The organism is Paenibacillus amylolyticus, assembly GCF_036894225.1.
GTDB classification, from domain to species: domain Bacteria; phylum Bacillota; class Bacilli; order Paenibacillales; family Paenibacillaceae; genus Paenibacillus; species Paenibacillus amylolyticus.
This window is the reverse complement of record NZ_CP145892.1, coordinates 4,984,236-4,998,676: the sequence shown is the minus strand read 5'-3', so window position 1 is coordinate 4,998,676 and position 14,441 is coordinate 4,984,236. Positions and strand designations below refer to the sequence as shown.

General features: G+C 46.0%; 10 protein-coding genes. 8 read left to right on the top strand and 2 right to left on the bottom strand.

Going from position 1 to position 14,441, the window contains the following annotated elements; translation table 11 throughout:
- The first annotated feature begins 10 nt into the window (after window positions 1–10).
- Together V6668_RS22135 and V6668_RS22130 are read left to right on the top strand one after the other, a co-directional pair.
- Window positions 11–394 (top strand): VOC family protein, encoded by a 384-nt coding sequence (locus V6668_RS22135; RefSeq protein WP_036617444.1) that lies wholly within the window; start codon window positions 11–13, stop codon window positions 392–394.
- Window positions 395–470: 76 nt separating this feature from the next.
- A complete protein-coding gene (locus V6668_RS22130) occupies window positions 471–671 on the top strand; it encodes a hypothetical protein (protein WP_076252773.1) in 201 nt (66 codons plus the stop codon).
- A 127-nt stretch (window positions 672–798) separates the two neighbouring features.
- On the opposite strand, the gene V6668_RS22125 is transcribed toward V6668_RS22130, so the two are convergent.
- Entirely contained in the window at window positions 799–3,450 is a 2,652-nt protein-coding gene (locus V6668_RS22125; protein ID WP_076318795.1) for a cation-translocating P-type ATPase, read from the bottom strand.
- A 308-nt stretch (window positions 3,451–3,758) separates the two neighbouring features.
- On the opposite strand from V6668_RS22125, the gene hcp reads away from it, so the two are divergent.
- The 5 genes from hcp to V6668_RS22100 all read left to right on the top strand — a co-directional run bounded on the left by hcp (window position 3,759) and on the right by V6668_RS22100 (window position 10,762).
- On the top strand, window positions 3,759–5,051 hold the full coding sequence (hcp, locus tag V6668_RS22120) for a hydroxylamine reductase (RefSeq protein WP_338706709.1): 1,293 nt from the start codon (window positions 3,759–3,761) through the stop codon (window positions 5,049–5,051).
- A 297-nt stretch (window positions 5,052–5,348) separates the two neighbouring features.
- A complete protein-coding gene (locus V6668_RS22115) occupies window positions 5,349–6,758 on the top strand; it encodes a PTS transporter subunit EIIC (RefSeq protein ID WP_338706707.1) in 1,410 nt (469 codons plus the stop codon).
- Window positions 6,759–6,985: 227 nt separating this feature from the next.
- On the top strand, window positions 6,986–8,611 hold the full coding sequence (locus V6668_RS22110; RefSeq protein ID WP_338706706.1) for a helix-turn-helix domain-containing protein: 1,626 nt from the start codon (window positions 6,986–6,988) through the stop codon (window positions 8,609–8,611).
- Between the two features lie 102 nt (window positions 8,612–8,713).
- Window positions 8,714–9,730, top strand: a complete 1,017-nt coding sequence (locus V6668_RS22105) for an ABC transporter substrate-binding protein (RefSeq protein WP_338706705.1) — start codon at window positions 8,714–8,716, stop codon at window positions 9,728–9,730.
- Window positions 9,731–10,762 carry an NAD(P)/FAD-dependent oxidoreductase gene (locus V6668_RS22100; RefSeq protein ID WP_338706704.1) on the top strand — a complete coding sequence of 344 codons (1,032 nt, stop codon included), beginning with the start codon at window positions 9,731–9,733 and terminating at the stop codon, window positions 10,760–10,762.
- A 537-nt stretch (window positions 10,763–11,299) separates the two neighbouring features.
- On the opposite strand, the gene V6668_RS22095 is transcribed toward V6668_RS22100, so the two are convergent.
- A complete protein-coding gene (locus V6668_RS22095; protein ID WP_051449599.1) occupies window positions 11,300–12,274 on the bottom strand; it encodes an ABC transporter substrate-binding protein in 975 nt (324 codons plus the stop codon).
- Between the two features lie 198 nt (window positions 12,275–12,472).
- Here V6668_RS22095 and V6668_RS22090 point away from each other — a divergent pair, with 198 nt between their 5' ends.
- Window positions 12,473–14,329 (top strand): AraC family transcriptional regulator, encoded by a 1,857-nt coding sequence (locus V6668_RS22090; protein ID WP_156946081.1) that lies wholly within the window; start codon window positions 12,473–12,475, stop codon window positions 14,327–14,329.
- The last annotated feature ends 112 nt before the right edge of the window (window positions 14,330–14,441 follow it).

Genomic DNA, 14,441 nt, shown 5'->3' with positions numbered 1-14,441 from the left:
GATTATACCCATGACTCACTTATTATTAATGTCCCACAGCGTATTTCCGACGCTTGATATGAATCGAACCGCGCAGTTTTATGAAGAAAAGATGGGCTTTCGGGTCGTCGAATATCTCGATGCCGCGGAACCTCATATCTGCCTGTATCGTGATCTTACCGAGATTATTTTAACCCAAAGCAATGGACAGAAAGTTATACCCAACAGAGAATTATATGGCTATGGATATGATGCATATTTTATTACCCAGAACCAGGAAGAGCTTCAACAGGAATTGATCAACGCAGATGTGAAAATCGTACGTGCCCTCAATCATACAGACTATAATAACAAGGAGTTTGTGATCGAGGATATCGATGGACGCTGGATCGCTTTTGGCATCAAACAAGGGTAATTAGACGCAGAAAACGGACTTATTAATCGCTAATGATGTTCAAATTGATAGCGGAGTATGTGAGGGAGTAATCTAAATGGTAGAAGGATTTTTATTGTTGTTTGCCCAGATCGGTTTAATTGTTGGAATAGCTTTAATAGCATCCGGATTAACAAATGGTTCAAAAGGGAAAGAAAAGTTTAACTGGTCGGCGACCATCCCCTCGGTATCCTGGGGATTATGTATCCTTATCCTGTCCATCTGTTGGTTGGTATATAGATATCAGCTTAATGCTTAAACATTTTGCGAGGATGTTTTAGAAACATCAGTATGTGTGTGGACTGTTCTCTTTGTGTAAAAAAAACTGTAAATAAACAGGCGCTCCGATAACGGGCGCCTGTTTGTGCATGTTATAACTGCAGATCTTACGCCGCAGTAACTTGTTTGCCGCGATTGCGAATCCACTTGATGACATCCATCAGAATGACGGCGACAAGAGCAAGTCCGCCTGCAATCAGGAACTCATTCCAGCCGAATGTATCCGGGATGGCGAAGACACCGCGAACACCAGGAATCAGTGTGATTGCATAGAGACAGAGACATACCAGAATGGAGCCAAGCACGAATTTATTGGTCGTAAAGCCCACCTGGAAGATGGTTTGTGTATTGGAACGTGCTGCAAATGTTTGCAGACTGCGTGCGAGAATCAAGGTTGTGAAGGCCATAGCCACACTGATTTCCTCCGAAATACCAAGTCCAATATATTGGGATACGATAACAGCTGCACCAATCAGGACACCACGTGTAATCACGGCCTGCAGGGTTCCACCTGCGAAGATGCCTTCGTTAATGTCACGGGGTTTACGCCGCATGACATCTGGCTCGGGTTTCTCTGTACCCAAAGCAATGGCAGGCAGGGAGTCGTTCACCAGATTGATGAACAGTAGCTGAAGGGCCGTAAATGGATTAACCCAGCCGACAATCAAGGCAAACAAAATGGCGATAATCGCGCCGAGGTTACCGGCAAACAGGTATGCGATGGCTTTTTTGATGTTATCAAATACCATCCGTCCAACACTGACCGCATTTACAATGGAGACAAAGTTATCATCCGTCAGAATCATGGCAGCCGCATCCTTGGCGACATCTGTTCCGCTACCCATCGCTACGCCGATGTCGGCTTGTTTCAGCGCGGGTGCGTCATTAACTCCATCTCCGGTCATGGCTGCCACTTTGCCTTTACGCTGCCAAGCACGCACAATCCGGATTTTGTTTTCAGGAGATACCCTTGCGTAAACCGAGATATGTTCGAGTTGTTGATCCAGCTCCTCATCAGACATTTTGTCCAGTTCGGCTCCGGTAATGGCGAGATCATCCGGTTCGGCAAGGCCGATATCCACACCGATCGCCTGAGCCGTTGTTTTGTGATCTCCGGTGATCATGATGGTGCGAATGCCCGCTTTTTTGGACTCTTCAATAGAACCGTATACCGCTTCACGCGGTGGGTCAATCATCGCTGTCAAACCAACCAGTGTCAGATCATGCTCGTCATCAATGGTGACCTGGTTTTTATCATCGAATTTTTTGTACGCGTAGGCCAGCACACGGAAGGCACGTTTGGAGAAGGCCTCATTTTTTTCTTCAAATTGTGTGCGAATCTCGGGTGTGAGGGGCTGAACCTCACCGTTGATAAACACATGACTACAGCGACTGAAAAGCACATCCGGTCCACCTTTGGTCAGCAAAGCCGTCTGTCCCTCAAAGGTATGCACCGTACTCATGAGCTTTCGATCCGAGTCAAAAGGAAGCTCAGCTTCACGCGGGAACTGGTCACGGATTTCATTGTAATCCTTGTTCACCCGGTTGCTGAAGGCAATGAGGGCCACTTCGGTTGGATCACCCAATTCCTTGCCTTCCTGGTTAATATTCGAATCATTGCAGAGCACTGCAATATGTAACAAACGTCGTTCCTCTTCTGACCACTGATCAGGATCATCCGGGAATTCGTCCTTGGTGCCATGGGGAATGTAATAATCAACAACAGTCATCTTATTCTGAGTTAGTGTTCCTGTTTTATCCGTACAGATGATACTGGCAGAGCCGAGCGCCTCAACGGCAGGCAGTCTGCGAATGATCGCATGTTGTTTGGCCATCTTATTTGTTCCGAGTGACAATACGATAGTCACAATGGAGGATAACGCCTCAGGAATGGCAGCAACTGCAACAGCTACAGCAAACATCAGTGCATTCACGATGGATGGTCCGATATTCTCCGTACCTTCGGTCAACCATACACGACCCGCTTCAATGCCAAAGATGAGAATCGACAAGCCTAGGATGAAAAAGCCCAGTTTTTTGCTGAATGATTCCAACTTGCGTTGTAATGGCGTGTTCTTGGCTTCGGCATTTTCAATCAATTCGGCAATTTTGCCGATTTCGGTTTTGAGAGCCGTACCTGTAATGACAAGCATACCCCGTCCATATACGACGAGTGAGCCACTGAAGGCCATATTGCGACGATCTCCGATTGGAGCCTCATCCGGGATGGTATCGGCGTGTTTCTCCGCAGCTTCGGATTCTCCGGTCAACATGCCTTCGTTGATTTTCAGACTTCCTGATTCCAGGATACGCCCGTCTGCCGGGACATAATCACCTGCATCCAGCATAACAATATCACCGGGAACGAGTTCCCTCGCTGGAATGGTTTTTTTCTGCCCGTCACGAATGACTTTGGCTTCGGGTGCAGACATTTGTTTCAGCGCGTCAAGCGAACTCTCGGCTTTTTTGGTCTGCACTACACTGATCACCGCGTTGAGCAAAATAACCAGGAATATGATCAATGATTCAATCAGATGTCCAAGTACAACCTGTACCGCGGCTGCAATCAGCAGCACGATGACCATCGGATCTTTGAAATTTTCGAGGAACAGTTTCCAGACGGGTGTTGCATCTTTACCTTTTAACTCGTTATATCCTTCCGTTTCAATTCTCTTGGCAGCTTCGGAGGTCGTAAGTCCCTTGGAGGAACTCTGTACATCCTGAAGGGTTTCCTCCGCACTGTGTCTGTAATGTTGCAATTGACCAGCTCCTTGAATATTAGATTTCTCTGTGTATTACCCTTACGGGCAAAATCTAGAATCGTTTCATTTTCGTATTTTTTTAAGATTATGGATTTATACGTTTTAGCTGTACACAGTATTTTTCATAATGATCCGAGATATGCCTTTTTTTGAATGTTATTATTTCCAGTTTGGATGATAGTCTGGAGAACCATATATAGATGTTGGATCAGAAACTGTGTGCACCATCACACTAGCTCATATCAGGGTCTGTTACGCTATTACATAACGAACTGCGTTTAATCTAAGTTTGGAGGGGAAACCATATGTTTTGTTATCAGTGCGAACAGACGCCGAGTGGCGGGTGTACCGTGGTAGGGGTATGCGGCAAAAACGAAACAATCGCAAGTTTGCAGGATACGATGATTTTTGCGTTAAAAGGCATCGCTGCTTATGCGACACATGCACGCCAGTTGGGATATTCTGATCCTGAGGTGGATCGGATTACACATGAGGCATTATACATGACATTAACGAACTCGAATTTTAATGTACAGGAACATCTGGAGATGGCGATGAAGGTAGGTAATGCAGCAATCCGCATTATGGATGTGTTGGATCGTGCGCACACGGATCGCTTTGGTGTACCGCAACCGATTACGGTTAGCCAGAACCAGATTGAAGGACAGTGCATCGTGGTAACAGGGCATAATCTGTATGCATTGGAGGAGTTGCTTCGTCAAACTGAAGGGAAAGGAATCAACATCTATACCCACTCGGAAATGTTGCCTGCGCACGGTTATCCGGCGTTGAAGAAATACGCCCATCTAAAGGGTAATATCGGCAAAGCCTGGTACGATCAAAGAAGACTTTTCGAACAATTCCCGGGTGCTATTCTTGCAACAACCAACTGTGTCATGCCGATCAAAGGCACATATGCAGACCGCTTTTACTCTTACGAAGTGGCGGGTCTGGACGGTGTGGCTAAGATCATGGATGATGACTTCTCACCGCTGATTGAACGTGCATTGTCTCTGCCTGCGGCTAATGTACAGTCGGAGCAAGTCTTAACGACAGGATATCATCATGAGACCGTAATTGGGCTTGCGCCCGAGATTATTCAAGCGGTAAAAGACGGTCATATCCGTCGATTCTTCGTTATTGCAGGTTGTGATGCGCCGGGGAAAGGTGGCAACTACTATCGTGAACTCGCGACATCCTTGCCGAATGATACTGTAATTCTGACGACTTCCTGTGGTAAGTTCCGCTTCAACGATGTGGATTATGGTACGGTTGGAGACACGGGTATACCGCGTTATATCGATCTGGGTCAATGCAACAATTCCGGTTCTACGGTGAAAATTGCAATGGCTTTGGCGGATGCTTTTGGCTGTACCGTGAACGAGTTACCTGTCAGCATTGTGCTGTCCTGGTTTGAGCAAAAAGCAGTTGCAATCCTGCTTGGCCTGTTTAGCCTTGGCATTCAGGACATTCGAATTGGACCAAAGCCGCCTGAGTTCATATCGGAAGGTGTCTTGGATGTACTCGTAGATATGTTTGGTCTGAAGTTAATTACAACGGCAGAAGAAGATATGAACGCGATGTTGGCACTGTCATAGGATGAGGATGTATATTTACGTGCATCGCCATCTGATGACTGCGAATGTCGGTTGTGAGTATGAAGAGTATGACTCATAAGTACAGATGGATAAGAGCCTACATAAGAGTAGGCTTTTTTGCTTTTTCGACTTTCATAGGTCCATATACCTTGTATAAATGAACATGCAATGTCAGGGAAATTAGTTTTTTTATCCTATTGAAGTTTTTTCATGGAAATGTGTATATAGATAGAGGCATATTAGATCATAACACATCACAAAACACGGGTTTACCGTAATATGAGGAGATCGTACATAATGCATGACACACAGATTGAAGATTGGTTGAAACTCGCAGGAGGCAAGGAGAACATCAAGCTCGTAGAACACGTTAAGGGCACGACGACGCTAGCACTGAAGGAAAGTACACAATTGAACATGTCGGTTCTTGCCTCCGCAGATGTTGTAGCTGATATTCGGGTAACAGGTGAGCAGTGCCGTCTGGTAATAAGAGATGAATCTTCACTTATCTACAATACGTTACTGGGTATGAACGCTTGGGAATCTACAGGGACAGCGTTGCAGGAAGCGGGACACGCGAAGAAAAACGGATTCTCGATCTTACATTTTGTATCCGATGTATTCAGGCCCTTGATGCCTGCGATTCTCGGAGCCGCTGTTATTAAAATTATAGTCGCCATTATTGCGTTAATGGATACGTACAGTTCTGCGGACTCTTCTGCGTTGATGGACAGCCAGACCTTTACGATCTTCAGGATCATTGGAGACGGTGTATTTTATGTACTGCCTATATTGGTAGCAATCAGCATAGCTTATCGGTTGAAGAGCAATATCTATGTTGCAGCATCTATTGGCGGACTCATGTTTTATCCGGAGATGACCATGCTGATGTCAGGGGAAAAAGAGGTGCATTTCCTGGGTTTGCCACTTGTGTCTCAGCCTGCTTTTTACTCTACGCCCATCTGGGTCATTCTAACGATCTGTGCAGCCGCCTTCTTGGAAAGAGTCGTTGAACGATGGAGCCCAAAATTCTCCAAAGGGATGGTTGCTCCATTCCTGACGTTACTGATTCTTGTTCCGCTAGTATTGATGATACTTGGTCCAGTCGGAACCTGGATTGATGAGTATCTTCCGGAGGCATTGGATTCACTAGTAGCTAATGCTCCAGTGTTGTCGGTGATGTTACTGGGAGCTGTCTTCTCACTGATGTTAATTATAGGATTACACTACTGGCTGATTGCCATCATCATTAATGAAATGGTTATGAATGGTGGTTCTATGGTGATTGCTGCCATGTTAGTGGCGATTGTTGGACAAGCGGGGGCTGCGCTTGCAAACGGAATCCGCTCGAAAGAGCCAACATCCAGAAGACTTGCTTTCTGGGCTACTGGAACAGCCCTCCTTGGAGTTGTAGAGCCTGCATTGTATGCGGTCAACATGAGAAAAAGATCCTCTTTCTATGCGGCATTGCTGGGTGGAGCTGCGGGTGGACTATATTTCGGATTGTTATCTGTCAAGGCATTTGCTATGGTGGGGAATCCGAGCTTGGTCAGCCTCCCGCTCTTCATCGAAGAGGGTAGCCTGAATCTGTTACACACTTGCATTGGTGTGGTTATCGCGTTTGGTGTCTCAGGTGGACTAACGTATTGGATGGCAGGAAAAGGACAGAAACGGGGACAGGGGTCACCGAAAGCCAGCATTGAGTAATACGTAAAACGTAGCATTGAAAAGTAGTATTAAAGTTGTAAGAAAGAGCCTGTGCCTTGTGGTACGGGCTTTTTTGTTGTGTTTTTCTGATTAATGTAATTATGAAATGTATAATCGCTGTCCTCCATGTTATTCAAGCCATACCTTGTTGGTTATGGAGTTGTCATGTATTTTGATATAGTGAAAACTATAAATCTGGATTACTAATCCCTTTGAAAGGATAACCTATGTCTGACAACATGGAATGGATTGCTCAATGGAAGTCAACGAATGCACTAAGCAACGCATGGATAACAAAAGGCGAGCTGCATCACTTTTTCAGTCACACCTTGATATTTATCATTGATGGAAAAGCGATCTGGAATATAAATGGACACCGAGTTCACGTCTCCTATGGAGAATTAATTGCGGTTGAAGAGAACTCCGTAATGGAGGTCATTGAAGGTGGCAACCTGGATCTGGCAGGCTGGCATGTTCAGTTCGATACATATTCGGTGCTGCATGATAGACGGGAAGCTCAGAAGTTCGAATGGCGGTTACCGTCAGGAGAGGCGTATCAGAAAGTGCAACTGTCCGGTGGAGGTTTGGCAAGTATCATTCAGCATTGGAGTGAAGTGCATTCACAGGATCAGAGTGCAGAAAGGGTTGGCAATCAGCATTTATTATATGAGTTGTTAAGTAATCTATATCGGAAACAGCCGCATGACGAGTTGAAACCAGAACACGGTATACTTCGCTCCATTGACTACATGCAGCAGCATTATGATCAGGTCATTACACGTACACAGTTAGCTCAGATTGCCGGAATCAGTCCATGGCATTACTCCCGCAAATTTAGTGAGCGATATGGTAAGCCACCTCTGGATTATCTGGCCCACTACCGGATCTATCGCGCGCAGGAAGAACTGATATTAACCGCTGCAACCTCACAGGATATTGCCAAAAAGTCTGGATTTGAAGATGCTCATTATTTTAGCCGGCGCTTCAAACAATTGACTGGCGTATCACCTAAGATATATAGGCAGACGATGACGCAGCGCAAGATGGTGTCACTTTCTCCAATCTGTGCAGAAATTATGATTCATCTGGGTGTCATCCCCCATGCCGTAGTGGTCACCCCAATCCTGCTGTCCCCACATCACCATGAACAATTTACAGCGTATGGAGTAGAGATGCTGGAGGTAACACAGTATGAGGTGGAGATAGAACTTGTTCGACAAGTTCAACCGGAAATGTTGATAGGAAACGTATTGATGGAAGAGGTTAAAAGGGAACTGCGCACAATTGCACCGATTCTAACCGGACTTCATCAAGATGTAGAACCAATGCTCGATCAATTGGCAGCCTGGTTTCTTAAAGAAGAAGATGCTCATAAACTGCATCAGCAGATGAAACACGAAGTCAGCGTAGCTAAGCGACAGTTGCAACCCTTCATCCAATCCGCGGCCACAGTCATGTTGCTGAGGGTAGAAGCGTTTGGTTATCGATATCTGGGTGGGCATTCACACGGGGTATCACACTTGTTATATGAACAGCTTGGATTAACACTGCCGCAAGCACTGGATTCAGGTACAGCATGGTTTAACCCTTGTTCGCTTGAACTGCTCACACAAGCCAATCCCGATTACCTCTTTGTGGAGAAGCGGATCATGCAGCACTTCAGTGCTGAAGAGAATATGAGGAAACTATGGGAGAGTCCGCAATGGAACGAGCTGAAGGCTGTGAAAAATAATCGGGTATTTTACGTAGATACTCACCTGTGGGTAGACGGTCACGGAATAACGGGACACACTCTGATTCTTAATCAGATCATTCGCCATTTTACGGAATCTTTTCATGAGAGAGCACAATAATCCAACGGAATACGCACGATATGCTATGGAAGCAACACTTCTTATTTGATACTATTTGATAATAATTATCATTATCAATATACATAAGGGGCGAAGTATATCATGTCACGAAGATTTAAAGGGTTGGGCATCATGCTGTTGGTGATCAGTATGATGTTGGCGGCATGTTCCGGTGGAACCAAGGAAGAGAATGCTACAGCTGGAACAGCAGGGGCTTCAACTGAAGGAGCAGCGAGTACTGCAGAAGAAACAGCGACTGAAAGTGGGACTAAGGTGGTGAAGGATCAGTTTGGAGAAGTAACGATTCCAACTCATCCTCAAAATCTGGTTGTGTTTGATTCGATTTATGCCGAGTATCTGATTGAAATGGGTGTTACACCCCAAATCGTTTTGTTAACTCCAGAAGTTGAAGCGGAATACCGCCCTAATTATTTGAAAGAACATGGAGTCCAGATCATTGAAGTCGAGCAATATCAATATAATTATGAGCAGTTGCTTGCGTTGTCACCGGATATGATCCTTGCAGCTGGCGAAGGTATGGAACAGGGCGTATATGATGAATTGTCCAAAATCGCTCCTACGGTGGCACTGGATGCCAACAGTGAAATGAAACGTGCTATGCCAAAGCTGGCTGCCATATTCGATAAGACTGAAGAATCTGCCAAAGTACTGGCTGAATTTGATGAGAAAGCCTCACAAGCGAAAGAGAAAATTGCGGCAGCCCTGGGAGACAAGACCGTATTGGTTCTCCGGGTAGAGCACAATCGTTACCGTTTCATGGGTCCCAAAGGAGGAAGCAGCAGTGTTTTCTTCTATGATATCCTGGGTCTGAATAGTCCTGAAGCGATCAAAGACTCTACAGATTGGTTTAGCCAGTTCTCCCTGGAATTCTTGCCTGAGATGAATCCGGATTATATTTTCCTGGAAGACAGAACCCTCGTAGGTTATGACACGAAGAAATCTATGGAAGATCTGAAAGCAAGCCAAGTGTGGTCGAATCTGGAGGCTGTGAAAAATGATCATGTCTTCCCGTTGAAGACAAGCCAATTCGTATCGGGTGTGGGTCCGATTGGATCTGTAAAATTGATGGACTATGTTGTTGAAAAGTTGGTGCCTTAAATGACAACGGAGACACAATTGGATATCTACGATATTACTATTATTGGTGGTGGGCCAGCTGGCATGTATGCCTCCTTTTATAGTGGCATGAGAGCCATGCGTACCAAGATCATCGAAGCCAAACAGGAACTGGGTGGATTCATGCGTACGTACCCGGAGAAGCTGATCTGGGATGTGGGCGGGATTGATCCGATTCGCTGTGAGAAGCTGATTGAATCGCTGGAGAGACAGGCGAGAACGTTCGATCCAACGATTGTGTTTGGGCAGGAAATTGCTGAGCTTGAACGACGTGAGGATGGTGTATTTGTACTCATGTCTAAAACAGGGGAGCGCCATTACACACGTACCATCCTGTTATGTGCGGGCAGAGGCATGACCCAGGTGCAAAAGCTGGATGTCGAGGGTGCCAATCGGTATGAGCTGACAAATCTGCACTATACGATAACGGATCTGTCCCGATTTGCCGGGAAGCGTGTTCTGATCTCGGGTGGTGGTGATTCCGCAGTCGACTGGGCGAATGAAATGGGCAAAATAGCAAGTGAAGTTACGGTGGCACACAGACGTCATGAATTTACCGGACACGAGTCGCCAGTTGCTCAGATGAAAGCTCAGGCCAACGTCATGACGCCATTTAACATCTCACGCTTATACGGTACAGGTGATAAAATCGATCGTGTTGAGTTGGCCCATGTAGAAACTGGTGAGATCACACATGTTGAAGTGGATGAAGTTGTCGTAAGCCACGGATATGATCGTGATTTCGGTAACCTTGTGCAATGGGGACTGGCGCGTGAAGATTACGGCGTGTCCGTTGATCAGCGCATGCGTACCAACATTCCAGGCATATTCGGAGCAGGTGATTTCATTACTTATGGAAGCAAAGTCAGGCTGATCGCAGGTGCTTTTAACGATGCGGTGCTCGCAGTCAACAGTGCCAAGACGTATCTGGAACCTGCTGCTTCCGATATGGCAGGGGTATCTTCTCACAATGCCCGGTTTTATGAGAAAAACAAAGCGCTCTCCAATACGTAGATAGGTTTGCGTGAATGGAAGGCAATCTGAAGAGCCCGACACAATTTCGAGATCTCCTCGAAATTGTGTCGGGCTTCAAAAAAAGTTTACACAAACAGCGCCCACCAGAACGAGGTGGCGCTGTTTTATTTGGTTTGAACATGTCACTATTATCAATAAGGATACGCTGAGATGGATAAACGGTCTTGAATCTCCAGACTGCCGATCTTGGCGAATGGATAGATGATTTTCTAAGGAACTCAGGACATCTTATTTGGCCTTCAGCTCATCTTCTTAAATTGTAAGGTCCATCAGACACGTTATCTACCAAAATCCCCTTATAAAAAAACTGAAAACGGCTTGTTAATCGGATATAGAGTGTCTCAAGTTCTTTAGGTTTCTGTAGGCGCTTCAAATCGTTGAATAAGACGTCTCAGATTCGTCAGTGCCTGCTCGCACTTGAAAGGTACGTTCTCATACATTCAGGATTCAGTGCGCTTGCCTACGCTGAACACGTTCAGGTTCGGTTTCGGGCCTCACTAGAATTGAAAACTCGCGCTAATTCAGCTCAGTCTGTCCACTTGCGAGTCGATCTGCGATCTCTTCGGCTTGTAGAATGGAGGTATAGGGATCAGCAGTGAAATATTTATGAATATCCAGTTTGTAGATATGGTCGTTCTGCACCGCAGGCAGATTGTCCCAGACGGTAGGCAACAGGGAGTGATCTTTCGTGCCTTCTGTAACCATCATCAGTAGGTAATCACCTACATACTCTCCAAAGACCTCCGCGCTAGCTTCCAGGTTTTCTTTGCCTTGGTCCAGAAGATCTGATTTTACCTTGGGTGCCGGAGTTAGTCCAAGCAATTCATAGGCTGCTCTTCCACCACGATTGGCGCTGTTGCCGATAATGGCTGGGTTCTTCAAAAAGTTAAAATCGGCAACGGTGAAGGTGGCACCATCCGGAATGACACCTTTAATTTTGGCCTGAGCTGCTGCGATCCGTTGTTTAAATGATTCGTTCCAAGTTATAGCTTCTGCTTCGCGGTTCAGAATCTCGCCCATGGCTGTCACTTCTGCTTCCATGGAAGCATACTGATCGGGTACGAATACGACAGTCGGAGCGATTTTGGAATAGGTCTGAAATTTCTCCTGGTCCCATGTGATAATCAGATCCGGTTCCAGCTCTACCATTTTCTCAAGTGAAACCTCACTGTGGTTACCCAAATCCGCGCTATCCACAAGTTTGTCACGCAGGAATACTCCATAATCCAGCAGGCTACTCGGCACACCAACTGGTGTTACGCCGACAGCCAGAACATGTCCTATATTCCAATCAACGACAACCCGCTCCGGGTTGAGGGGGACTGTAACGTCTCCCATCATCGTGGAGAGTGTTCTTGTTTGCGGTGCGGTGTTTCCTGTTTCTGTCGCCCCAGGTTTCACGGTCTCTTTCTGGGTACAACCACTAATGAATACGGCCATGATCAGCAAAACAGGCAGGGTGATACGATACCAAGCTTTCTTAAACAACATGACGAACCCTCTTTCTAATTGATAATGATTTTCATTTAATATAACTCTAGAGACAATCTAACGATTGCACAATAACCAATTCGGAAGCGGAAGCATAACCATTTCAGAACTCAATCGACAGGTTGAACTGAGAATGATTATCATATATGATGAGGCGAAGCTTTGGATGTGGTAACGAGGAAACACAAAGAAAGGTCCATGACGATGAACATAGAAGAATACGGGGCATTATGGGAGCATATAACAATCCGATTACTGGATATTCGGATTATGACCGTTAACATCAGTGAAGATCCTAATACGTGGACGCTTCCCTCGAATGCTTTTTTACTAATTACGAATGGCAAGGGGAAGATCTGGCTTGGTCAGGCGATGCATCACATTAAAGGGACATATATTCTGCACGCCTCCAAAGGAACGCGCCTGGATTGTCTGGCTAAGAAGCCGATGGAAATACATATGTTGTCTTATTCGTCACCAGAGTCAGAGAAGCCAAATACTGAAAGATCCCAAACATATACTGGGTCGGAGTCTTTGCAAGTAAGTTTTGGTTTTGAACCAGCGTGTCCATTGCCATTAATTGAAATCATGCAGTTGATATACAGACAATGGAATGAACTACAGTCAGCAGGCCGGATTCAAACCAAGGCGCTGTTCTACCAATGGCTCGCCGAGATGCTGAAACAAATGCAGGAGCAGAAGTTTAACGATGCTAAGCTGGATCGGGTAGATCAAGCGGTGCATTATATGAAACGTCACTTCGGGGAACCACTCAAGATAGAACAGGTAGCTGAAATGCTGAATTGTAGTCCAAGGTATCTAAATCAATTGTTTCAGCTTCAATTAAATACGAGTCCCAGCCGTGTGCTGTCACAGATTCGGATGGAACAGGCATTAAAACTACTGGTGAGCACGAATGGGACCTTACAGGAAATCGCGGAGAGAGTAGGCTATGAGAACGGCTACACGCTAAGTCGTTATTTCAAGAAACATTATGGTGTATCTCCTGAGTTTTACAGAAAGCGTCGAGAGTGCAGTGCTCCAGATGTAGCCCTGCAAACATTCCAACCACTTGCCGTTCTGGAAAGTCATTATTCGGGATGGAGCGAACGAACGGTACCCATACTTGAAGCCGACCAGACCTGGCCAGAACAGGAGATTGTAGATTTGAAAGGAGTCCAAGTGAGGAAACCCCCAGCGCCCGCGGTACCAAGAGCCAGAACTCGGATGCTTGCCACAAGCATGGGCGAGATTACGATACCTAACAAGCCTAGCCGTGTTGTCGTCGACTGGAATTTGGGAGAAGTACTGGCATTGGGAGTGACGCCTCTCGGAGCGCCGCATTCACTCATTGAAAGTAACCAAATGCTGGAGCCTTATATCTATGATCAAGTACAGGATATCGGCAATCATAATTTTATCTCGCTCGAAAAAGTGCTTGAACTGGAGCCCGATTTGATTATCACCTGGAATCGTGCTGCTTACGCTTCCTATGCCAGAATTGCACCAACGGTGGTCTATGGAGGGACTGGTTACGGCTCTGTCGCGGAGGAGATTCGAGAGATGGGACGTATTCTGAATCGCCAGACAGAAGCCGAAACATGGATTAACGAATACGGGCGGAGAGTACATACTTTGCAGCAAACGATCCCGGGCAAGGTCTCCGCAGAGAAGACATTTACCGTCATTGATCCGAACTGGGGAGAACATATTACCCTTGTGGGAAATACGGGAACTCGTGGAGGTAAGGCAGCCTACGGATTACTGAACTTGAAGCCAGCAGGCAAGGTTCGCCAGGAACTATTGGAGCCGGGCCTGGAATACCTGGATATTGCGCGGAGTGCGGTAGGTGGGTACCTGGAGGACTACCTGTTGGTGTTGGATAATGGTCCAAGACACGAACTTGATCAAGCTTCAGGCAAACCATGGCAGAAGTCTATCGAGACAGATCACTGCCAGATTATTAGCCTTGACTGGAATAGATATTTCCTCTCCGACCCGTTGTCTGCGGTGCTGCAAGCCGAGGAAATGGCAGACCGGATTATGGCACCTTGAGATGGAATACAGTATGAGAGTGAAAACAACAGATTGGTTTAGATTTGTGGATTAACTTTGACATAACAGACAAAAGGAAGCACACATTATCGGTTATCCCACAAAAGCCTGT

Bases quoted from the DNA above. Each gene is read 5' to 3' on its own strand.
- V6668_RS22135 (WP_036617444.1), top strand. From the start codon at position 11: ATGACTCACTTATTATTAATGTCCCACAGCGTATTTCCGACGCTTGAT.
- V6668_RS22130 (WP_076252773.1), top strand. From the start codon at position 471: ATGGTAGAAGGATTTTTATTGTTGTTTGCCCAGATCGGTTTAATTGTT.
- hcp (WP_338706709.1), top strand. From the start codon at position 3,759: ATGTTTTGTTATCAGTGCGAACAGACGCCGAGTGGCGGGTGTACCGTG.
- V6668_RS22115 (WP_338706707.1), top strand. From the start codon at position 5,349: ATGCATGACACACAGATTGAAGATTGGTTGAAACTCGCAGGAGGCAAG.
- V6668_RS22110 (WP_338706706.1), top strand. From the start codon at position 6,986: ATGTCTGACAACATGGAATGGATTGCTCAATGGAAGTCAACGAATGCA.
- V6668_RS22105 (WP_338706705.1), top strand. From the start codon at position 8,714: ATGTCACGAAGATTTAAAGGGTTGGGCATCATGCTGTTGGTGATCAGT.
- V6668_RS22100 (WP_338706704.1), top strand. From the start codon at position 9,731: ATGACAACGGAGACACAATTGGATATCTACGATATTACTATTATTGGT.
- V6668_RS22095 (WP_051449599.1), bottom strand. From the start codon at position 12,274: ATGTTGTTTAAGAAAGCTTGGTATCGTATCACCCTGCCTGTTTTGCTG.
- V6668_RS22090 (WP_156946081.1), top strand. From the start codon at position 12,473: ATGACGATGAACATAGAAGAATACGGGGCATTATGGGAGCATATAACA.